This window comes from Marinobacter sp. ELB17 (genome assembly GCF_000169375.1).
Lineage (GTDB): Bacteria > Pseudomonadota > Gammaproteobacteria > Pseudomonadales > Oleiphilaceae > Marinobacter.
Genome location: NZ_AAXY01000005.1, coordinates 149,692 through 171,405, shown reverse-complemented (window position 1 = coordinate 171,405; position 21,714 = coordinate 149,692). Strand labels below are relative to the sequence as shown.

20 protein-coding genes and 2 pseudogenes are annotated in these 21,714 nt (G+C 57.9%); 11 read left to right on the top strand and 11 right to left on the bottom strand.

Translation table 11 applies throughout. The features are described from left to right. Positions 1–80 precede the first annotated feature (80 nt). A complete protein-coding gene (locus tag MELB17_RS08695; protein ID WP_007349819.1) occupies positions 81–791 on the bottom strand; it encodes a GntR family transcriptional regulator in 711 nt (236 codons plus the stop codon). Between the two features lie 192 nt (positions 792–983). On the opposite strand from MELB17_RS08695, the gene MELB17_RS08690 reads away from it, so the two are divergent. From MELB17_RS08690 to MELB17_RS08650, 9 genes are all read left to right on the top strand, one after another. Further along, on the top strand, positions 984–1,721 hold the full coding sequence (locus MELB17_RS08690) for an aspartate/glutamate racemase family protein (protein WP_007349818.1): 738 nt from the start codon (positions 984–986) through the stop codon (positions 1,719–1,721). A gap of 153 nt (positions 1,722–1,874) precedes the next feature. Continuing rightward, on the top strand, positions 1,875–2,873 hold the full coding sequence (locus tag MELB17_RS08685; RefSeq protein ID WP_007349817.1) for a TRAP transporter substrate-binding protein: 999 nt from the start codon (positions 1,875–1,877) through the stop codon (positions 2,871–2,873). A 51-nt stretch (positions 2,874–2,924) separates the two neighbouring features. Next, a complete protein-coding gene (locus MELB17_RS08680) occupies positions 2,925–3,539 on the top strand; it encodes a TRAP transporter small permease subunit (RefSeq protein WP_007349816.1) in 615 nt (204 codons plus the stop codon). Next, a complete protein-coding gene (locus MELB17_RS08675) occupies positions 3,536–4,837 on the top strand; it encodes a TRAP transporter large permease (RefSeq protein ID WP_007349815.1) in 1,302 nt (433 codons plus the stop codon). The genes MELB17_RS08680 and MELB17_RS08675 overlap by 4 nt, the downstream gene beginning before the upstream one ends. 73 nt (positions 4,838–4,910) lie before the next feature. Beyond that, entirely contained in the window at positions 4,911–6,281 is a 1,371-nt protein-coding gene (locus MELB17_RS08670) for a cytosine permease (protein ID WP_007349814.1), read from the top strand. A gap of 77 nt (positions 6,282–6,358) precedes the next feature. Next, on the top strand, positions 6,359–6,766 hold the full coding sequence (locus MELB17_RS08665) for a gamma-glutamylcyclotransferase (protein WP_007349813.1): 408 nt from the start codon (positions 6,359–6,361) through the stop codon (positions 6,764–6,766). A 93-nt stretch (positions 6,767–6,859) separates the two neighbouring features. Next, positions 6,860–8,290 (top strand): dihydropyrimidinase, encoded by a 1,431-nt coding sequence (gene hydA / locus MELB17_RS08660; protein WP_007349812.1) that lies wholly within the window; start codon positions 6,860–6,862, stop codon positions 8,288–8,290. Continuing rightward, positions 8,239–9,054 carry a 2-keto-4-pentenoate hydratase gene (locus tag MELB17_RS08655; protein WP_157133265.1) on the top strand — a complete coding sequence of 272 codons (816 nt, stop codon included), beginning with the start codon at positions 8,239–8,241 and terminating at the stop codon, positions 9,052–9,054. The genes hydA and MELB17_RS08655 overlap by 52 nt, the downstream gene beginning before the upstream one ends. 361 nt (positions 9,055–9,415) lie before the next feature. Beyond that, positions 9,416–10,108, top strand: a complete 693-nt coding sequence (locus tag MELB17_RS08650) for a glutathione S-transferase family protein (RefSeq protein WP_007349810.1) — start codon at positions 9,416–9,418, stop codon at positions 10,106–10,108. Positions 10,109–10,138: 30 nt separating this feature from the next. On the opposite strand, the gene MELB17_RS08645 is transcribed toward MELB17_RS08650, so the two are convergent. Continuing rightward, complete coding sequence (locus tag MELB17_RS08645) at positions 10,139–10,501, bottom strand: flagellar motor protein MotB (RefSeq protein WP_227498850.1); 363 nt, start codon at positions 10,499–10,501, stop codon at positions 10,139–10,141. Positions 10,502–10,622: 121 nt separating this feature from the next. Here MELB17_RS08645 and MELB17_RS26440 point away from each other — a divergent pair, with 121 nt between their 5' ends. After that, positions 10,623–10,769, top strand: a complete 147-nt coding sequence (locus MELB17_RS26440) for a hypothetical protein (protein ID WP_413540278.1) — start codon at positions 10,623–10,625, stop codon at positions 10,767–10,769. Here the strand turns inward: MELB17_RS26440 and tnpA are convergent. After that, a pseudogene (gene tnpA, locus MELB17_RS26435) lies at positions 10,728–10,862 on the bottom strand (IS66 family insertion sequence element accessory protein TnpA); the annotation flags it as partial. The gene MELB17_RS26440 and the pseudogene tnpA sit on opposite strands and share 42 nt — an antisense overlap. A 229-nt stretch (positions 10,863–11,091) precedes the next feature. On the opposite strand from tnpA, the gene MELB17_RS08635 reads away from it, so the two are divergent. Continuing rightward, positions 11,092–11,697 carry an Arm DNA-binding domain-containing protein gene (locus MELB17_RS08635; protein WP_007349807.1) on the top strand — a complete coding sequence of 202 codons (606 nt, stop codon included), beginning with the start codon at positions 11,092–11,094 and terminating at the stop codon, positions 11,695–11,697. Positions 11,698–11,871: 174 nt separating this feature from the next. Here MELB17_RS08635 and MELB17_RS08630 read toward each other — a convergent pair whose 3' ends face one another. From MELB17_RS08630 to xdhA, 8 genes and pseudogenes are all read right to left on the bottom strand, one after another. Next, complete coding sequence (locus MELB17_RS08630; RefSeq protein WP_007349806.1) at positions 11,872–12,801, bottom strand: DMT family transporter; 930 nt, start codon at positions 12,799–12,801, stop codon at positions 11,872–11,874. Between the two features lie 106 nt (positions 12,802–12,907). Continuing rightward, the gene (locus tag MELB17_RS08625; protein ID WP_007349805.1) at positions 12,908–13,168 is read right to left on the bottom strand and encodes a hypothetical protein; all 261 of its coding nucleotides are present in this window, start codon (positions 13,166–13,168) and stop codon (positions 12,908–12,910) included. Positions 13,169–13,209: 41 nt separating this feature from the next. Then, positions 13,210–13,472, bottom strand: a pseudogene (locus tag MELB17_RS08620) (heme-binding protein). A gap of 78 nt (positions 13,473–13,550) precedes the next feature. Then, complete coding sequence (locus tag MELB17_RS08615) at positions 13,551–14,882, bottom strand: uracil-xanthine permease family protein (protein WP_007349802.1); 1,332 nt, start codon at positions 14,880–14,882, stop codon at positions 13,551–13,553. A 103-nt stretch (positions 14,883–14,985) separates the two neighbouring features. After that, the gene (locus tag MELB17_RS08610; protein ID WP_007349801.1) at positions 14,986–16,341 is read right to left on the bottom strand and encodes an 8-oxoguanine deaminase; all 1,356 of its coding nucleotides are present in this window, start codon (positions 16,339–16,341) and stop codon (positions 14,986–14,988) included. A 373-nt stretch (positions 16,342–16,714) separates the two neighbouring features. Continuing rightward, complete coding sequence (gene xdhC, locus MELB17_RS08605) at positions 16,715–17,629, bottom strand: xanthine dehydrogenase accessory protein XdhC (RefSeq protein ID WP_007349800.1); 915 nt, start codon at positions 17,627–17,629, stop codon at positions 16,715–16,717. Beyond that, positions 17,614–20,004: a xanthine dehydrogenase molybdopterin binding subunit gene (xdhB, locus tag MELB17_RS08600; RefSeq protein WP_007349799.1), complete on the bottom strand. Its 2,391-nt coding sequence runs from the start codon at positions 20,002–20,004 to the stop codon at positions 17,614–17,616. The genes xdhC and xdhB overlap by 16 nt, the downstream gene beginning before the upstream one ends. Then, the gene (xdhA, locus tag MELB17_RS08595; RefSeq protein WP_007349798.1) at positions 19,997–21,556 is read right to left on the bottom strand and encodes a xanthine dehydrogenase small subunit; all 1,560 of its coding nucleotides are present in this window, start codon (positions 21,554–21,556) and stop codon (positions 19,997–19,999) included. Before xdhA ends, xdhB begins: the two co-directional genes overlap by 8 nt. Between the last annotated feature and the right edge of the window lie 158 nt (positions 21,557–21,714).

Here is a 21,714-nt window from a genome sequence, read left to right as displayed (position 1 = left end):
CAGCCCGGTAAACTCCTGTAAAACCGAGCCGTATTGCTGTGGCACACACAACTAGGCTGACAGAGGGGGGGGACGAGAGATCAGTCTTGCTTCAGGCGTCGGATGACGGCGTTTCCGGTCTTGCGCATGTGCAGGCTCATGGCGGCGGACAACCCTTGGGCATCGCGCCTCTCGAGTGCCTCGACAAAGTATTCATGCTCCCTGGCGGACTCCTCCCAGCGCCCCATCTGCATGTTTGCGGCGTAGCGGGCTCGGGTGATCTTGAGCGTCAGCGAGGTCTCGAGTTCGAGCAGCACGCGGTTGCCGGCGATCTCGGAAAGGCGTCGGTGGATAGCCTGGTTGAGTTGGAAGTACTCCCTGCGCTGGTTATTGCGAAACTGCTCCATCATGCACTCATGGAGGCCGCGGATCTCGGCGATCTCAGCATCGCTCGCCCGGGAGGCCAGCAGGGTGCCCGAGAGACCCTCCAGCACCGTCATCACATCGAACAGATCGGCCACTTCCTGGACGTCGACTTCGGTGACCTTAGCGCCGCGATTGGGAAGCATTTCTACTAACCCCTCACTGACCAGTACCTTGAGTGCCTGGCGGAGGGGGGTTGGCGAAACCTCGAAGGCTTCGCACAACTCCTTTTCAGAGATTCGGCTACCGGGTTCCAGCTCGCCCTCCAGCACCATCTCGCGCAGCCGCTCGGTCACGGCCTCGTACAGTGAGCGCCGCCGCAATGGCGTGGGCCGGGGGGAAGCGTCGCGCCACTTATCTTCGCGAGTGAATAGGGAAGTCTCGACCATGGTGAGGTTTACCTCTTGTTGGCTGGCGCGGCGTATGCCGGTTCGATCGTGTGAAAATACATGCTTGCAGTATTCTAACTCTGTGTAATACTCGAGTCATCATACAAATTCCAAATTCCAAATTCCAAATTCCAAATTCCAAATATAAAAATATTTCCTCGCAGACCATAACGACAACAAAGGATTAACCTCATGGAGCGGACCCTCATCGGCATGCTGACGCCTTCCTCCAATACCGTGTTGGAACCCTATACCGGCGCTTTACTGCATGGTCTGCTACCGCAGGTCACGGCCCACTTCCAGCGCTTCACCGTCAAGGAGATTTCCATGAGTGAAGACGCCCTGGCACAGTTCGATCCGGCGCCACTGCTGGAGGCGGCGCAGCTGCTGAACGATGCTCGGATGAACGTGATTGCCTGGAACGGTACCTCCTCAAGCTGGCTTGGCTTCGAAGCCGACCGCCGGCTGTGTGCCACGATTGAGGAGGTCACCGGGGTGCCGGCCACCACCAGCGTACTGGCGCTGAACGAGGTATTGGAGCGCACCGAGGTCGGTCGCCTGGGGCTGGTGACGCCCTATCTGGACGATATCCAAGCAGCCATCGTGACGAACTACCGTCAGGCTGGGCACGAGGTGGTCGCCGAGCGCCACCTGAACGACCGCGGCAACTTCTCCTTCTCCGAGTATGACGAAGCCACCCTGGCCAACATGGTGCGCGAGGTCGCCAAGTCGCGGCCCGACGCGATCACCATCCTGTGCACCAACCTGCGCGGGGCGGGCATCGTCGCCGAGCTGGAGCGCGAGCTCGGTATCCCGATTTATGACTCGGTCAGCGTGACCGTTTGGAAGACCCTGCAGATGGCAAACATCGACCCGGCCCGCATCCAGGGCTGGGGAGGCCTATTTGAGGACCGGCGTTTGAGGACCTGAGTCCGACCTTAATAGCAAGAGCCCTTACTAGGGCTCCTCGGTGTGGTGGGATTCACTCCCGATATCTTAACAACAACCCAACGAGTATAGAGGTGTAGTATGCATACAACCACAATCAAGCGAGTTTCCTTGCTAACAGCGTGCGCCTGTGGAATGGCGCTGGGAGGCCTGGTCCAGGCTGAAACCCAGCTACGGGTAGTGGGTAACTTCTCGGGCAACAAAATCCACGTCGAACAGGTCGAGCGCCCCTTCTTCAGCAAGCTCAATGAACGCGACGACCTCAACGTGACCTACAACACCATGGATGCCATCGGCCTCAAGGCCGCAGACGCGCTTCGCATGATCCGTACCGGCGCCTTCGACGTGATGTCGGTGCAGATCGGCATGGCCTCGCGTGATGACCCATTCTTCGAAGGCGTCGACCTGGCCGGTGTGGCGCAGGACCTTGATGAGCAACGTAATGTCGTCGAGGCCATTCGCGAGAAGATGGACGCGCGACTTCAGGAACGCTTCAATGCCAAGCTGATGACACTGTGGCCATTCGGCCCGCAGATGCTGTTCTGCAATGGCGAGATCGATGGGGTGGACGACCTGGCCGGCAAGAAGGTGCGCGTGTTCACACCGTCAATGTCGCGGCTGGTCGAAGGCCTGGGGGCGACGCCGGTGACCCTACAATTCAGCGAGGTCTACCTGGCGTTGCAGCGTGGCGTGGTCGACTGCGGCGTGACCGCACCCACCGCAGCCAACAGCGGCAAGTGGCCCGAGGTCACCACCCACTTGGTGCCGCTGCCGCTGTCATTCTCGGTGCAGGGTCACTTCATGAACCTGGGTGCATGGAACCGCCTCGATGCTACCCAGCAAGAAATGCTGACGGCAGCGTTCAAGGAGATGGAGCAGCAGATGTGGGACATCGCCTATAACGTCAATGACGATGCGATCGCCTGCAGTACCGGCCAGGATGGCTGCGAACGCCATACCGAGTACGACATGACCCTGGTGGATATCGGCGCGTCGTCTTCGCAGCAGGTGCGCGAGATCACCGAGAAGACCGTACTGCCGGTATGGGGCGAGAACTGCAACCAGATCTACCCCGAGTGCACCCAGGTATGGAACGACACAGTCGGCGACGCGACGGGCTATACCATCCAGTAACCGAGAGGGGCCTGAGGCGCTTGCCTCTCGCCCCGTACTGAGAGGTCTACCATGAAAACAAATGACGTCTATCGCGCCGCCAACGGCCTGGCCCATGGTGCGGCGCTCGCCGCCGGTTATGGGGGGTTGTGCCTGTCAGTATTGATTACCTTCGAGGTCATCGCACGCAAGTTCTTTAATTTTTCCTTGCAGGGGGTCGACGAGATCGGCGGCTATGTGATGGCCATCGGCGTGTCGTTCAGCTTCGCCTATGCCTTGCTGCGGCGTTCGCACACCCGCGTGGACGTGTTGCTCGCCAATCTCCCCGGCGTCCTGCGTGCGCCGCTGAATGCCACGGCGGCGCTGTTATTGGCCACCTTCGCAGCCTTCATGCTGTGGCGCGCCGTCGACACGCTGTTGGTCACCCTAGAATTCCAAAGCCATGCCAGTACGCCATTGCAGACGCCGCTTTGGATTCCGCAGTCGCTGTGGGTCGCGGGGCTCACGGTATTCTCCCTGCTCGCTGCCTTACTGGCGCTCAGGGCCGTCTTCCTGCTGGTGACCGGCGACATCAGCCGCCTCAACCGCGAGTTCGATGCCCGTTCGCCGGACGACGAACTTGACGAGGCGCGCCACGACTATGTCTCCGGCACGGTGCAGGCGCCACAAAGGAGCCATCATGAATGATTAGTCCCTTCGAGGTGTTGATCGGTTTCATCATCCTGCTCGGCATGATGGCGATCGGCGTCCACGTCGCGGTGGCGATCTTTAGCGTCTCGGCCATCGGCACGCTGATGTATCTAGGGCTGCCACTGTTGTATTCGTTTGGCGATACGCTGTGGGGCACGCTAAACAACTTCCTACTCACGGCGATCCCCCTTTTTATCCTGCTTGGCGAGTTGTTGCTGCGCAGTGGCGTCACCGAGCGCATGTATAGCGCGCTGTCGGTATGGCTGAGTCGTATGCCCGGCGGGCTGTTGCATACCAACATCGGCGCATCAACTGTGTTCGCCGCGATGTCGGGGTCGTCGGTGGCCACTGCCGCGACCATCGGCACCGTCGCACTGCCGGCCCTCTCCGACCGCGGCTACAACGAGCGCCTGGCATTGGGGACCCTGGCCGCTGGTGCCACCCTGGGCATCCTGATTCCACCCAGCATCAATATGATCATCTACGGTGCCATCACCAACACTTCCATCGGCAAGCTGTTCATCGCCGGTATCCTGCCTGGGCTGGTGCTCGCTGGGTGCTTCATGCTCGCGATCATGGCCTTCAGTCTGTTACGCCCTGGCGTGGCCGGCGACGCGGAGCCGCCCGTGCCGCTTCGCCAGCGGCTACGTTCACTGGCCGACCTGCTCCCGCCAGCGTTCGTCTTCGCGATCGTCATCGGCAGCATCTACAGCGGCTGGGCCACGCCCACCGAGGCGGCGGCGCTGGGCGTGGTTGCGGCATTGGTGCTTGCAGCAATCTATCGCAAGCTGACGGTTCGCATGCTGCACGAGTGCTTCCTGTCGATGGCACGGACCACGGCGATGATCCTGCTGATCATCGTTGCCGCCTTCTTCATGAACTACATCGTCGGCATTCTGGGCATTCCCTTCACTCTGACCAACTGGGTCGCCGACCTGGGCCTCACGCCGCTTGGGCTAATTCTGGTGCTGGTGGTGTTCTACCTGGTGCTGGGCTGCTTTCTCGAAACGCTGTCGATGATGATCGCCACCGTGCCCATCGTCGTGCCGATGGTGGTGGAGTTTGGCTACGACCCGGTGTGGTTTGGCATCTTCCTGGTAATAATGATGGAGATCTCGCTGATCACTCCACCGATCGGCATGAACCTCTACGTGGTGCAGGGGGTACGCGGCAAGGGCTCGATCACTGATGTGATGCTCGGCAGTCTGCCGTTCCTCGTCATCATGCTGCTATTCGTGCTGCTGATCATTATCTGGCCGGGGCTGGTGTTGTGGCTCCCTAATGCCATGGGCTAGGTCGCCGGAGGGCTCCCGGGCGATTGCACCAAGGCGCAGCCGCCTCCAACAGCCACAATAAGAGGATCGCAGCATGGACAACACAGACAATACACACAGCGCCTCGGCGTCGCGGGATGGCCTTCAGCCGGTGGAGGAGGCGCATCGCCCGATGACCCAAGGCAGTTATGCCCTGGTATTCTGGTCTTCAGGCATCATCGTCCAGATCATGGTGATCGGGTTGTACTTGCTGCACCCGGTGGGAGCTCTGAATTTCATTCAGGTAATTGTGGCGGGGGTGGTCGCCAGTGTATTGGTCGCCCTGTTGATGACGCTACAAGGTCATGCTGGCATGCGTTACGGCATTCCGTTCATCGTTCAGGGGCGGACGGCATTCGGCACTCAAGGCACCAAGATCGTCGCCATTTTAAGATGCATACCGGCCATCGCCTGGAACGGTATCGGTACCTGGATTGGCGCTCTGGCCTTGCAGCAGGTCACGACCAGCCTATTTGGGCTCGGCAATGTCTGGGTCTATTTCTTCTTTTTATTAATTCTGCAGAGTTTGCTGGCCTATCGCGGCGTGGGTACGATCACGCGCTTCAATGGCACGATGTCGCTGATCATCTTCGCCATGTTGTTGTATTTTTTCTATGTAGTATTCGCCAAAGGTAATATCAATTTTTCCGTTGCTTCGGAAGTACCCGGTTCCTGGGGGCTATTGTGGATCGCCGGCATGATGGCTGCCTTCGCCAACTGGACGACCGTCATTCTCAACAGCTCCGACTTGACCCGCCAAGTCGATCCGCGGGGGCGTTCTATTCTGCGTGTAAGCGCAATTGCCAACTTCTTTGGCGTCATCCCGCCATGGCTGTTTATGATCCTGTCCGGCATGCTGATTGGCCTAGCAACCGGTAGCACCGATCCTATCGCTGGCCTTGTCGAACTGGCCCCTAATCCGGCGTTTGGCATCGTGCTTTTGGTGTTCATCATCCTGGCGCAGATTACCTCCAACCTAACGCTCAATATTCTACCGCCAGCATTGGCCTTCCAGGACATCTTCAAGATTTCCTGGCACGGCGGCATCATTTTGGTCGCCGCGCTATCGGTGGTAACAGCACCCTGGTATTTGTTCTCCAGCGATTACTTCTTCAAGTTCCAGAACTTCTATGCGAGTTTTTTGGGACCGGCAACCGCCATCATGCTGGCGGACTATTTCATCCTGCGCAAAACACAACTCGACGTGGTAAAGCTTTACGATAAAAACACTTATCGCTATGCAAGTGGATTCAGTCCAGCAGGTATGTCGTCTCTCGTAGCCGGAGCGGTGGTGTCCTTCCTGTTTCTCGATTATTCCTGGCTAGTGGGCTTTCCCTTTACCCTGGCGTTCTTTCTGATCGTAAAGAAGGCCGGGCTTGATGGGCGCTTTCAGGACATCGGTCGGGCGAACGTTTCGTCGAAATGAAATACAGTCCTAATGCAGGCGTTTAGAAAAGACTTTTCGGATCGAATGAATGGATGAATGGATGAAGCGATGAAGCGATGAAAGAAAATGAATTGAAGTTACGCATGTTTGTGAATGGCCAGGCGATGTCTGGTGGCTCCACAAATTTTGCGCTGGAAGGCGCTACGTTTCTAGGCAAGGTTAAAACGGCGGCTAACTACCGATTTTATTCCGTTCGGGACGAATTCCCCGGGCTTTTTCCGGTGCGAGATGGCGGCGCAAAAATACCCGGTGAACTTTATGACGTCTCTTACGCGCAGCTGCGAGATCGCCTGTTGCCGAGTGAGCCTGGGGAGCTAGAGCTCACGGTCATCGAGCTGGAGGACGGATCGGGGTCTTTAAGCATGTGCCTAATAGAGTCGGCAATCAGCCTGCCGGCGGTAGTGGATATCACGGTAAGTGGCGGTTGGCTTGCCTATTGCGAAAGTCTGCAGCCGAAGCTCTGAAAGAGAGGCTGAGTCCCTATCGATGGTAATTTTTGGCGGGATAGCACGTACCGCCAAGCCAGCATTCACAACGAAAACAAAGGCAGCAACGTCATGCAAAACTTCGACACATTGATTAAAAACGGCCGAATTGTTACCGCTGCAGACTGTTACTGCGCCGATATCGGCATCAGGGCGGGGCGCATTGTAGCACTCGGTCATCAGCTGGGCACGGCCACTAAGGTCATCGATGCTGAAGGATTATGGGTATTGCCCGGCGGCATCGACGCGCATTGCCATCTTGATCAACCGCTCGGCGACGGCGCGGTAATGGCCGACGGCTTTTACACCGGTACGCGTTCGGCGGCTTGCGGGGGCACCACCACAGTGATGCCCTTTGCCGCCCAACAGAAAGGACAGAGTCTACGTGCAGCGGTGGAAGATTATCACCGGCGCAGCGACGGCCAGGCTTTCATCGACTACGCTTTTCACATGATCGTCAGCGATCCTACCGAAACTGTGTTGAAAGACGAGCTACCGGCGCTGATCAAGGAGGGCTATAGCTCTTTCAAGATCTACATGACCTACGATGACCTCAAGCTCAACGATCGAGAGATTCTCAAAGTTCTGGCGTTGGCGCGTCGCGAAGGCGCCATGGTTATGATCCATGCGGAAAACGCTGACTGCATCGCCTACTTGACCGAGATTCTCACTGAGAGCGGTAACACCGAGCCTTATTATCATAGCGTGGCACATTCGAGCATTGGCGAGCGTGAGGCATCCCACCGCGCGATATCACTGGCAGAGCTGGTCGATGTGCCGATACTGATCGTGCACGTTTCCGGCACCGAGACCATTGAGCAGATTCGCTGGGCACAGAGCCGGGGGTTACGCGTCTATGGTGAGACCTGTCCGCAGTATTTGATGCTCACGGCTAAGGATCTGGATCGCGACGGGTTCGAAGGTGCCAAGTATGTATGCAGCCCGCCACCCCGGGACCCGGCAGCCCAAGAAGCGGTCTGGCAAGGGCTCGAATCTGGAGTTTTCCAGGTGTTTTCATCGGATCATGCGCCGTTTCGCTTCGAGGATCCTAGGGGTAAGAAGCTAAATGGTGAACAGGCCCATTTTGAACACATCCCAAACGGCATTCCCGGTCTCGAGACACGCCTGTTGATCCTGTTTTCTGAAGGGGTGGTTAAAGAGCGTATCGACGTCACCCGCTTCGTGGCGCTGACCGCGACCAACCCCGCGAAAATCTACGGGCTTTATCCACGCAAGGGCACCATTGCGATCGGCAGCGACGCCGATCTGACAGTGTGGGACGCGACGGCGAAAAGCACTATACGCAACGCCGATCTGCATCATGCCGTGGACTATACCCCTTACGAGGGGCTTGAGCTGACCGGCCGCCCAATGCTTACCCTATGTCGCGGCCGGGTAGTATCTCGGGCCGGCAAGCCCGAGGGCGAGGCCGGTTATGGTGAATTTCTCAAGTGCGACAAACCCCAGCCAGCGCGTCCACGGGGCAACGCCAAGGGGTTCTGAGTATGACGCATGACGAGATTATAACCGCCGGCGCTCAGCGCTTAGTCGAGGCCTACGAGCGGCACACGCAGATTCCGCTGCCCGAGGATATTCCACTGACCGAAGCGCAGGACGCCTATGACATTCAGGAGCGAGTATCGGCGCATTCAGGTACGCCCTCAGGTTGGAAACTCGGTGGCATCATTAAAGGCGAAGTGTCACGCTTCTCGCGGTTGTTTAGTGAGCAGAGTCACCATTCGCCAGCGCGGCTAGCGCGGAACAACTACCATAGGGTGTTTCTCGAACCGGAGCTGGCCGTAGTGCTGGGTGGCGACTTACCTGCACGGGAAGCACCCTATACATTGGAGGAGGTAGCCGCTCAAGTTGCCAGCCTGCACGCGGCGATCGAGGTGGTCGATAGCCGTTTTGAAAGCTGGCCCGAGGTGCCTCCATTGTGGCAACTCGCCGATGGATTAAGTCATGGCGGCTTCGTGTTAGGCAGCAGCGTCGATGGCGGAAACTTGCGGCAAATGAAGGACGCCGTCTATCGCTTGTCGCTAAATGGCGACGTCGCCTTGTCGGGCCGTGGCGATCACCCCGGCGGCGATCCCGCGCTACTATTGATGCAGATGATCAATACCCGTATTGCCGCCAGTGGTGTGGGGTTTCATGCAGGTGAAGTGATCACCACCGGCACGTTTAATGGTGTGCTGGAAATGCAACGCGGCCATAGTGCTCGATTGGTGTTCGAGGCGATAGGCGAGGTGGAGTTGATCCTCGACTGAAAGCGGAGTGGGTTGAGAGACGCTATTTTTAGATAGTGGTCAAGAGCGTTAAGGTACAACAAGCGTTTGTCCTCAAAAGTGTTGTAGAGGCTGGCACCGTTGATGCCCACTTTGCCGGCGAGATCTCGAACGGGCATGGACTCATAGTCGCGGGACCAACATCACTGTATCGCCCGGGCGAGGGCGTCCGTCTTATCAAATTGTCTTGGCCATACCACGGCTGCGCATCCTCACCTCGATGATTTGCGCCCTTGTTTTAAAGAGTTACCTAACTTACTTTAGAACGAGTGATCAAAAACTTAAATCAACAATAGACTCTGGTCGCAAAAAATTCAGCCAGCCAGAGCTGGAGCTTTCTTATATGATCCGTTTTTATTTCCATCCGACCCCCAATCCGGCCAAGATCGCGCTCTTCTTGGAAGAAGCCGGTCTGGATTACGAGGTAGTACCTACCGACACCAGCAAGGGCGAGCAACACATCCCCGAGTTCCGCGCCATCAACCCCAATGGCAAGGTGCCCGCAATTGTGGATACCGACGGCCCGGGTGGAAACGCCGTGCGGGTTTTCGATTCCACCGCCATTCTACTGTATCTCGCCGAGAAAACCGGGCGCTTTAATAGCGTGCCAGAAGATCGCGGGGAACTGTTGTCTTGGCTTTCTTTCATCGGCACGGGCCTTGGTCCCTTCTCCGGTCAGGCGGTGCACTTTCAACTCGCGGCTCCGGAAAAACTACCTTACGTTATCAACCGCTATCGTCGGGAAGCCGAACGTCACTACCAGGTACTGGAAGATCACCTGAACGGCCGGGAATACATCGTTGGCAATGACTATTCTATCGCTGACATGTCTGCCTGGGGCTGGATCAACATGGCGGAACGTGTGTTTTCAGGCGATGATAATCCACTGGCGGCATTTCCCAATATCAAGCGTTGGTTCGAGCTTATCGAAGACAGGCCGGCGGTGAGTCGCGCACGTCTGGTCGGCACCGACCACCCGTTCAAGAAAGAGCGGGACGAAGAGACGCTGCGTGCACTGTTTCCGTCGAACTATTAATCAACCGTCCGGCAGCTCCGGAGGAAACCACTACCGGGCCGGCTCACGGCCGCCCGGTCGGTAGGCTTTTATCTTGAACTGGGACGGATACAACAGCACCTCAATACGTCGGTTTTTCCGACGACTGACGGTATCGATTTCTTTAACCAGCGGTCGGGCATCTGCAAAACCCACTGCCTGCATCCGGCTGGGGTCGATACCGGCCTCTCTCAACACCCGCACCGCTGACGCAGCCCGTGACGCCGATAACTCCCAGTTGGTTGGATACAAACTCTGCAAGGCAGGAGCAATGGAGCGGCTGTCGCTGTGCCCCTGAATACTGATCAGGTGATCCGGAAAGCTTTTCAGTGCATCAGCGAGCAACGTCAGGGTGTGCCCGCCTGCTTTGCCTATCGCTGATGCCCAATATTCAGATTGGAACGATTGAGCTGCTGCTCAATCGAAAGCCGATAAAAATCTACATATCAGTGTACTGCCGCCAGATCGTCGGGTACGTGTGTTGGCATCCGAAAAAATGACCGATACGGCTATTCGCGTGGCGGTTACCAGTCGTATCTCCTGGATTAAAAAGCAACAAAGTGACTTCGCCAAACAACCCAGACAGCGCTTCAGTCGGAGCCAGCTTCCGGCGCCAGTAAACGAATTGATGATAGATCAGTGACTGTTGCTTGCAGTAAGCGCTGCCGGACACGCCGGTGGCTTGCCAGTCAGTAATATGATGCTGCCAGACGTGTGCTCGTTCGGTTGGTGTCATGCTGATTCCTCATGGAATGGGTGAGGAAGTCAGTGTGTGCAATCGGCGAGCCGGAATGTAGGTGCTGATTTATTGGCGCTTACGCTGCACCAGAGGTTGGATCGCTTTGGACTGTCCGGCCGTTTGGTGTCAGGAAGATTCTTTACATCTGGGAGATTATTGAAGAGGACATGTTGAGCAATGCTCAGGGCAACCTCGCAATTTCGATGGCAAGCGGGGGGTGTTTGTTATGGCTAAGGTAAGAGTCCGCAAGGATACCAATAAGCTGTTTATCGACTTCCAACATCAAGGTCTGCGGTTTCGAGAGCAAACCCTGCTAGCGGACACGGCTAAAAATCGGAAGCAACTGCAAATGCTGGTGCAGCGTATGGACGCCGAGATGTTGTTAAATGATTTTGACTATGCAGCGTTTTTCCCAGGGAGCAGCAATCTTAAAAAATTGTCTGAGTCCGTTGCTGCAAATCAGCGGGCTACAGAGGGAGAGATCGTTACGCCATTGTTTTTAGACTTCGCAGACCAATGGTTCCAAGAGTCCAAAATTCAGTGGCGCTCATCCCACACTCGAAATGTGGTGTCTATTTTGGACAGCTCCTTAAAGCCGGCCTTCAAAAACACTCGAATGGCGGAGATCACTAAAGCAGACATTCTCGCCGCGCGCACAAAAATGGCCAAACGCAGGGGCAGGGGAGCCAGTGGGCTTATGGCGCCTAAAACCATCAACAGTCATTTGACCATTCTTCGAATGATCATGACCGAAGCGTCGGAGCGCTTCGAATTTGATAATCCGTATCGGAATATCAAACCACTCAAACTGCAAAAGGTTCACATTCGTTAAGACTGAGAGGCAGCAGCAACTCCTGACTTGGCGAATAAGGTCGAAAACTCGTTCCCATAACGTCTGTTCCGTGGCTGGAGAAGGTGGGCCCATTATGCCATAACGACGTTTCTACCGCGCAGACTCCTGCCTTGTTCTTCCAGCATTGAATAAGCCCCCTCAACTGTGGGTGACTTATTCAGACTTGGCCTTGCCTAGCGTGAGCAGGGCAATGCCAGCGGCAATCAGGGTAGCGCCCAGAAACAGGCCCTCGGGTGGTGTCTCGCCCTGCAGAAATATCGCGACGGGTACGCCAACAAGGGCGCCAACCGAGCCCAGCTGGCTCAGCAGAACCGGACCACCTGTTTTCTGCAGCATAAACAGTAGCAGGAACATCCCTGCGAAGACCGCCGCCTGCACGATGATCAGGACGAGCGGCAGGCTGTCCATTGGAACGGCAAGTGAGAAACCGGGCAAAAATCCGGCCCCCAGCAGCATGACCGCAGCGGCGATAAGCATTCCTGGCGCCAGCGCAGCGGCCGATACGCCGTCGGGCCAGCGCAGCGTGCGGTATAGATTACCGATGGCCAGGAGGCACGGCCCTGCAAGGGCAAGGAGAATCCAGAATCCATCGGCATCGGCATCGGGCGCGGAGAGCTTACGCGCCGCGAGGGTACCGGCTCCCGCCAGCGCCGCCGCAACACCGGCCGCGCGGAGCCTCTGGAATCGCTCCATCCGAAAGGCCAGCGCTCCCAGATAGGTCAGCAGCGGCGGTAATGAAATGGTCAGAGCGACAAAGCTGGCGCCGACATGCTGGACGGCCGAAAACAAGATCAGATTGGAGCCTGCAACCCCCACCAGCGCAGACACTGCATAGTATTCTAGCGTGCGAGTGTTGACCGGTGGCAGCTCACGACGCTGCGCCGCCACAACCATAAGGACAAGCGCCGCGCCGGTGATTGACCAGCATAGAAACGCTAGCGGCGACAGGTGTGCCTCGCCCGCCAGTTTTGCCAGATTGGTTGACAGGCCTAGCAGCGCCCCGCCGGACAGAAGATATAGCAATGGGGCCAGCCAAGTTCTTTTATGGGCAGGTACGTGTACGTTTGTTACAAGTTTCGTCATGTCCTGCCTATTTCCTAACGATCAAGTCGAAAGGCTTTCATCTGGGCTTCAAAGGTCTCCGCCTCCTGACTGGCTCGCACTGCTTCCAGGTATCGCGTCGCTGGCGTCAGGCCCTATACGGGCTCACCTGCCGCAAGCCAATCTTTAAGGTAACGGTATTGGCGATCAGCTTCGACGCTGTAATCAGGGCCTGGAGGTCGCGCTCAACAGCGTTTGTGATCGTCTCGCGGCTCGCGGGAAGTGCCGAATTGAGCAAGTAGCGGTCCAGCAGACCGCGCATCCGGAAAATATTAAGGTCAACCATGAGTAGGGTGCTGATAATCAGTGTTGTCCCCATACCAATGATCAGCTTTAGACCAATACTCATGGGTCCTCCAGGAAGTTTAATCAGCGTCTTACAGCGCTGTGTTAGACAATGGCGGCAACTCCCGTCTTGGCAATTTGCACATCTTGCTCGGGCGTGACGCCGGAGGCCCCCATGTTACCGGTTACCTGGCCGTCGACGATGACCGGCACGCCGCCGCTACGTGCCTGCTGTGTGGCAACGCTTGCAGTGAACGGGCGGCGGAGTACAGCCGGCGCAGTCCCAACAGATGAACACCGTCGTCTGCTATTGCAATGGTCACCGGCCAAGCGTTGGCATCCGCTTCCTGCTGGCCGGCATCGAGCATGGGTTTTGTTTTTATAGTGGTCAGCTTTAAAATGAACGTGTAAAAATTTGTTTGATATGCGTGAAATAGTTCCTGGTCTTATAGGTTTTCGGCTAGCGGCCGTTCGCCATGGGGGAGGATCAAGTTCAGCAGGATGGCTGTGATGGCGCCTGGAATCAGGCCCGATTCCAGCATCGCCTGCAGATTTGCCGACAGCTCGGCATAGAGACCTTGTTGCGCTGGCAAGCCTACGGCGATGGTCAGCGAGGCGCCGATAATCACCATGTTGCGCTTGTCGAACGACACAGCGCTGAGCATCTTGATGCCGGCACTGGCGATCATGCCAAACATGAGCAGCACGGCACCGCCGAGCACAGCGTTGGGAATACTCGAAATGATGTTGCCCAGCTTGGGCAGAAGGCCGGCGATCACGAGGAAACCGCCCCCGATGGCGACCACATAGCGGCTGACGACACCGGTCAGCGCTACCATGCCGACGTTTTGGCTGAAGCTGATCTGGGGAAAGGCATTAAAGACAGCGGCGAAAACGCTGGCGATACCGTCGGCCATGACGCCGCCGGAGAGCTCTTTTTTGGTCGGCTCGCGATTCAGGCCTCCGGCGGTGGTGCCGACGATATCACCGATGGATTCGGCAACGGTAACTAGCGACAGCAGTACCACCGGGATAATGGCGGCGAGATGAAACTCAAGGCCTATCGCTAACGGCGTGGGGAGGGTGAACCAGTCGGCGCTGCCGACCTTGGAGAAATCAACTAAGCCGAAGGCGGTCGCCACAACGTATCCGATAATCAGGCCAACAAGAGGTGCGACTTCACACCAAATGCCGCGCGCAAACTGGTGCAGTCCAATCGTCACGAACAACACCAGCGCAGCCAACCCGGTATGATGCGCAGCGCCGAAGTCCGCCGCGCCGAATCCCCCGCCGGCATAGGCTAGTCCGACCGGCATCAAGAGAATGCCGAGCATAATGACGAAGGTGCCGGTCACAACGGGGGGGAACAGAAAACGGAACCGTGGCAGGAACAGCCCTACCAGTGCCATGGCCACACCACCGCACAACGCGGCTCCCAGGGCGGCCGGCACGCCCAGGCCAATGGCGATGGGAATGAGCACTGGCACAAAGCCGAAACTGGTACCCATGACGATCGGCAGGCGTGCGCCGATTGGCCCGAAACCCAATGACTGCAACAGTGTGGCAACGCCTGCCACGAACATTGCTGCCTGGACCATGAAGGCGGTCTGGTCCGCCGGTAAATCAGCAGCGCCGGCGATGATAATGGGCACAGTCACGTTGCCGACGAACATCGCCAACACGTGCTGGATACCCAAGGGTATTGCACGACCCAATGGGGGCATTGAATTGACATCGTGGGGGCTGTCTTGCAGCTGTTCCGATGCGTTTGTTGTCATAAGGCTCTCCTGATTATTGTTGTTGAGCGTTGTCGTTGAACGTTGTCGTTGAACGTTGTTGTTGAGTGTTCCTACGGATTTGCGTCGCCGTTGTAGTCCGTGGTTATAGAGCTTTCCTTAGTCGCTTGGCGGCCTGATCGTGACGCGCCATCAGTGCGCCAAGATCGATCTCACAGGGCAGGCCATCGGTAACTCTCCAGCGCCCCGCCACCATGACCCGGTCCGCTCGATGAGCCCCGCACAACAGCAGCGCGGCCAGCGGATTTTCGGCGCCGGAAAAGCGGAGTTCATCGAGTTTGAACAGCGCCAGGTCAGCCTGCTGGCCTGGTTCCAGTCCACCGATATCATCTCGGCCCAGACATCGGGCAGAGCCCTGCGTCGCCCAACGAATCACGGCATGGTGAGTCACCTCGCTGGGCGAGTACTGGAGCCGCCCCAATAGCAACGCCTGGCGCATCTCCTCGGCAAGATTGGAATGGTCATTGGATGCTGAGCCATCGACACCAAGCCCGACTGGCGCGCCGGCAGCTTCGAGTTCAAGCGTCCGGCACAGCCCCGAGCCGAGCACCATGTTCGAGGATGGACAATGAGCGATGCCGGTCCCGGCCAGGCCCAGCCGGCGGATTTCATCGTCGTTGAAATGAATGCCATGGGCCAGCCAGGTTCGATTACTGAGCCAGCCGCACTCTTCAATATAATCCAGTGGGCGCATACCGAAAAGCTTCTGACAGTAGGCTGTTTCGTCTTCGGTTTCGGCCAGGTGGGTGTGCAGGCGGACCCCGTTGGTTTCGGCGAGTCGCGCGCTCTCGCGCATCAGTTCACGGCTGACCGAAAAGGGTGAGCAGGGCGCCAGGGCAATGGTAGTCATGGCGCCGTCCTCGGGTTGGTGGTAGCGGTCGATCAGACGCTGACTGTCATCGATGATGGTCTGCTCGTCCTGTACCACCGACTGGGGTGGCAGGCCGCCGTCATCGCGGCCGACGCTCATTGACCCGCGAGTAAGTGCGGCACGCACCCCGAGGCGTCGGGCGGTTTCGACCTGGCAGTCGATAGCGTCCAACAACGCACCGGAAAAGACATAGTGATGGTCGGCCACTGTGGTACAACCCGACATCAGCAACTCGACCATTGCCAGTTCGCTGGCGATCTCCATTTGTTCTTGATCAATGTTTGCCCAAACGTCATACAGAGTTGTAAGCCAAGGGAACAGTTCCTTGTTGAGAGCAGGGGAATAGGCGCGGGTCAGAGTCTGGTAGAAATGGTGGTGGGTATTGATAAGCCCCGGCAGCAAGACATGCTGCGATGCATCAAAGGTTGTGCTTACCGCTTGCTTGGGTTGGCCTCCGGCTGGCACTTTTTCGACAATTCGCGAACCCGCTATCACAACACCGCCGGCGGCGTTGGCGTCGGCGCATGCCAACGGATTTCGGATCCAAAGAATGGTGCTTGTCTCGGGCATACTTGTCACCTGTTTAAATGAGAAATTTAATGTATACAATAAATGTATATGATATTTGGCAGATTGTGTAGTTCCTGTCAAGCGTTGATCGTCGCCAGAAAGTTAACGAACCAGCCAGACGGAACAGTGGTTGACAGCACAATTGCCTTCCGGAAATGTTGGTCTGTCTCTGGTATTCCTGATCCGCCGGGACTTCAAGCAGTGGTGAGTTTTCGCGTCGCAGTCAGACTACCAGGCGGCAGAGAATAATCTCGTATGCGGAGGTGGACGTGCGTCTGCAATGCAAGCGGGGGTATAAACTGAGCGGAAGGTATTGTTGGTGAGGAAAGGGAAAAAGTCCGGGCTGGGCCCGGACAAGGAATCCCAGAGCCGATCAGCTTTCGCTGTCGGGCAGAGTCTCGGGAGGCAGGACATCAGCGGGGGTTGCGATGTGACTGGGAGTTGGTTTTCCTTCTTTCGACAGATCTTTGAGTGCGCGCCACGACAGGCCCCGGTGGGACGATTTCGCTGTGGTGTCCGTGGCGGCCAGGTTGAGTAGCTCGGCGGATATTGAAACAGCTACCTCCATGGGGCGTTTCCCCGGGACATCGCTTCGCCCCACGGGGCAGCGGATACGTTCGATACTGTCCGGAGTGAACCCTCGGTGGCTCAGACGCTGGCGAAAGCGTTCGGCTTTGGTTTGCGAGCCGATCAAACCAATGGTTAGGGCGTTATTTTGCTCCAGTAATGTTCGGCAAAGATCGTAATCCAACTGATGGTTATGGGTCAGGATCAGCACATGAGCGTCGGCGCACAGTGCATGCGCATCCCCGACCGGATCATCGGTATGGTGAATTGAAACATTGTCGGGAGTCTGCGGTGGGAAACTATCGGCTCGGGAGTCAACCCACGTCACCCTCCAGGGCAACTGCCCGACGATGGTCATCAGTGCTTGACCGACATGGCCAGCGCCGAAGACAACCAGGTGCGCGTTGCTACTGGTCTGGGTTTCCAACAGCACCGCGACGCTACCACCACAGCATTGGCCGAGGCTGGCGCCGAGGGGAAAATGTGCCAGCTCGTAGCTGTAATCCCCGCGGGCCAGGTGTTCCCGGGCGCGGGCGATAATGCGATATTCCAGATGGCCCCCGCCGATGGTGTCGTAACTGTGCTCGCCAGTGATTACCATCTTGCTGGCGGGCTCCCGGGGCACCGATCCGGTTACCCCCAATACGGTGACTAGAACATAAGGTTCGCCGCGTCGCTCGCAGTCAGCGATTGCCTGGTACCAGTTCAGGCGTGGGTGCATGAGGGCGCTCCTTCGTCGTTAAGGCCTGCCGTTGCATTGCCATCGACCCAGCGCTGGGTCGCGGTAACCACGGCGAGAACCCTTTCCGGGGTGGCGGGCGTATCCAGTGGCGGGCTGTAACGATAGTCCGACAGGCTGGCGACGGCATCGCGCAGCGCACACCAAACCGAGATCGCCAGCATCAGCGGCGGTTCGCCCACGGCTTTGGAACGGAACACTGTGGCTTCGCGGTTCGGGCTCTGGGCCAGGAGGGCGACGCGGAAATCCGGTGGCGTGTCTGATACCGCAGGGATCTTATAGGTGGCCGGGCCGTTAGAGAGCAACCGGCCGTCCTCGCTGAACACCAACTCCTCTGTGGTGAGCCAGCCCATGCCCTGAATGAAACCACCTTCAATCTGGCCGATGTCAATGGCCGGATTCAGGGACTGGCCGACATCGTGGAGTATATCAACGCGCATCACTTTGTATTCACCCGTCAATGTGTCGACCACCACCTCTGAACAGGCAGCGCCATTGGCGAAATAGAGAAAGGGACGCCCTTGCCCCGTCGCCCGGTCATAGTGGATCTTCGGTGTACTGTAAAAGCCTGAGGAGGACAGGGATACCCGCGCAATGTAGGCTTGTTGCACGAACTCGGCCCAATCGAACCGTTGCTCGCCGACCTGGACCTGATTATTCGCAAATGCCACTGCGTCTGCGTTTACACCGTATGTTTCCACGGCATAATTCACCAGTCGCTGTTTTATTGTTTCACAGGCGTCGAGTGCTGCCATGCCGTTCAGGTCCGTACCGGACGAGGCGGCGGTGGGCGATGTATTGGGGACTTTGTCGGTGCGGGTTGCGGAGACTTTTACTCGCTCAAGGTCCACTTGGAAGGCCGCTGCGACTACCTGGGCTACTTTGATGTACAGGCCCTGGCCCATTTCGGTGCCGCCGTGGTTGAGGTGAATGCTGCCATCGGTGTAAACGTGCACTAGGGCGCCGGCCTGGTTAAGGTGTTTGGCGGTGAATGAAATCCCGAACTTGACCGGCGTCAGGGACAGGCCTCGCTTGATGACCGTATTCTGGCGGTTGAACGCGGTGATTTCGTCACGACGCTGGCGGTAATCGGAGCTGGTTTCGAGCTGCTCGATGAGCTCCGGCAACACGTGTTGTTCGATGGTCTGGCCATAATGAGTCACATCACGGCCGGGGCCGTAAATGTTGCGTTTGCGAATATCCAGCGGGTCTTGCCCGAGATGCCGTGCAATGTCATCCATGGCCCGCTCGATGATCATCATGCCCTGAGGACCGCCAAAGCCGCGAAAAGCGGTGTTGGATACCGTATGGGTTTTGCAGCGATGCCCGACCACGCGGGCCTCGCCCAGGCTGTAGCCGTTGTCGGCGTGGAACATTGCGCGGTCGACGATGGCGTCGGACAAGTCCGGCGAAAAGCCACAGCGCCCAGCCACCATCAGGTCAGCGCCTCGCAAAATGCCGTCGTCGTCAAAACCGATATCGTAGGTGTTGTAGAAATCGTGGCGCTTGCCGGTCTGGACCATGTCATCCAGTCGCGCCATGCGATACTTGACCGCGCGACCGGTATGACGAGCCAGTAGCGCGGAGATGCAGGCCAGAGGCGCCGCCTGGGTTTCCTTGCCGCCAAAGCCACCCCCCATACGGCGCACTTCCACCTGAATCTCATGGATCGGCAGGTTGAGCACTTCCGCGACCAATTTCTGGATTTCCGAGGGATGCTGGCTTGATGTGTGTACGAAAACACCCGCGTCTTCAGTGGGCTCGACCAGACAGGCCTGGCCTTCCAGGTAAAAGTGCTCCTGGCCACCCACATGCATTTGCGCTTGCAGCCTATGGGGTGCGTCTGCCAGCGCCGCGTCTGGATCTCCACGCTGCTGGGTATGATCGGGGCGAACAAACAGCTGTTTCTCCAGGGCCGCTTCAGCGGTGAGTACCGCTTCCAGGCGTTCATAACTGACCTTAGCCAGGCGCGCCGCCTGGCGTGCTGCCCGGTGCGTGGTGGCGGCAACCGCGAATAGGGGTTGGCCAACGTACTCGACGAGATCAGACGTCAGAACCGGGTCACCCGGGAACACGGGGCCGATATCGGTGTGGCCGGGAACGTCTTCGACTGTGAGCACGGCGACGACTCCCGGATAGGCTTTCACCGCGCTTAGATCCATCGCCGTGATGCGGGCGTGGGCTTCGGAACTCTGACCCACCGCCGCATGCAGTAGCCCTTCGGGTTCGGGAATGTCGTCGATATAGCGGGCCTGGCCACGGACGTGTTTCCAGGCGCTATCGTGGAACGCCTGGGTTCCGGCCAGCCCACGGGCGGCTTCCTGAGTTCGTGGAATATTGGAGGGCAATTTACGCATAGTCGGTCACCATCAGGGGCTGGCGGGTTTCAGAAGTACTTTGTGAGGTTTCAAGCAAGGCACGGCGTAACAGGTTGCCGGCGACCTGCAAACGATAGGCGGCTGAACCCCGCACGTCTGTCATGGGCTGGAATTCGGCTTCCAGGGCGGCAATCGCCGCGCTGACCGAAGCACTATTCCAGGGCTGCCTGCGCAATGCGGCTTCGGCTCCCAGAGCGCGTTTGGACGTTGCGGCCATGCCACCGAAGGCAATACGGCAATCTACAATGTGCTCGCCGTCGCGTTTAAGCCAGAAAGCGCCCAATACGGCGGAGATGTCATCGTCCATGCGTTTGGAGATTTTGTAGATGAGCAACTGCTCGTCTGTCGCCGAAGCGGGAATCCAGACTCCACGGATAAATTCATTGGCGCGCAGGTCGGTCTGCTTGTAGCCGTGGAAAAACGTTTCCAGTGGTATACGCCGAACGCCGTCGGAGCTGTCCAGCTCTAGTTCCGCCCCCAGGGCGATCAGGGCCGGCGGCATGTCACCGATGGGAGAGGCGTTGCCAACGTTACCGCCAATGGTGCCGACATTGCGGATCTGGCGGGACCCGAGTCGCTCCAGCATGGGCCCGAAGTGAGGCCAGCGTTCGGCCAGCTTATGGAACAGGGCTCGATAGGTCACCGCCGCGCCCAGGTAAATGCCGTCATCATCTTCGTGTATTGCCTGGAGTTCTTCGATGCCGCCGAGGGCGATCAGATGCGGAAGGTCTTTCAGCTGCTGGGTAATTTCCAGGGCCAGGTCGGTACCGCCGGCAAGCAATCGTGCCTCCGGAAATTGCACACGCAGTTCACGCAGGGAGGCGAGTGTTGTCGGGGTGTTGTAGCGGTATCCCTGGTGACTCCGGAGGTTGGCTTCGCTTTTCTGGATTTTCAGCAGGTCGGCGATCATGTCCGGTGATTGCAGCCAGGCCGGGCCACTTAGTCCTGGCGCGGCGTTGGCTGAATCGGCGGCAATCGGACCACTGAGGGCGGCGCCCCGGTTGAGGACGGTGCCGCCTGAATTGCCTTCCCAGGTCTGGACACAGGCCTTGCGTCCGGCGTCGATAATCGGCCGGTATCCGGTGCAGCGGCATAGGTTTCCCGACAGGGATTCAAGCACGGCCTCATCGTTGGGCGCTGAGCCGGTAGCCGCGCTTTCCGTGTGCAGGGCGAACAGCGACATGATGATCCCGGGTGTGCAGAATCCGCACTGGGCGCCATGGCATTCGACCATTTCCTTCTGTACCGGGTGGGCGGGTTCGTCCCGTAGTGCATCGACGGTTATCAGATGTTTGCCATGCAGGCTTCCGACCAGGGCGATACAGCTGTTGACGCTATCGTAACGGAGCTGGCCGGACTGGGCTGCGTCTGGCGAGCCAATGGTAACGGTACAGGCGCCGCAATCGCCGGAGGCACAACCTTCCTTGGTGCCCGTTAGCCGCTTTTCGGTACGCAGCCAGTCTAAAACGCTCATATTCGGGTCGGCTTTGGTCAACTTTTGGGGTTTGCCGTTCAGATAGAATTTGATCACAGATTTTCCCCGCTGTTTTAAACTCGCGCCACTCAAACTTTGGCATCAGCTCGACTTTGCTGACGCTGAGATCTGCTAATGAGCCGCGCATACCCTAGTCAATTCCCGCAATCGCACAGGCCATTCCGCCTCACGGATGCCAAATGTCTCTTGGGCCC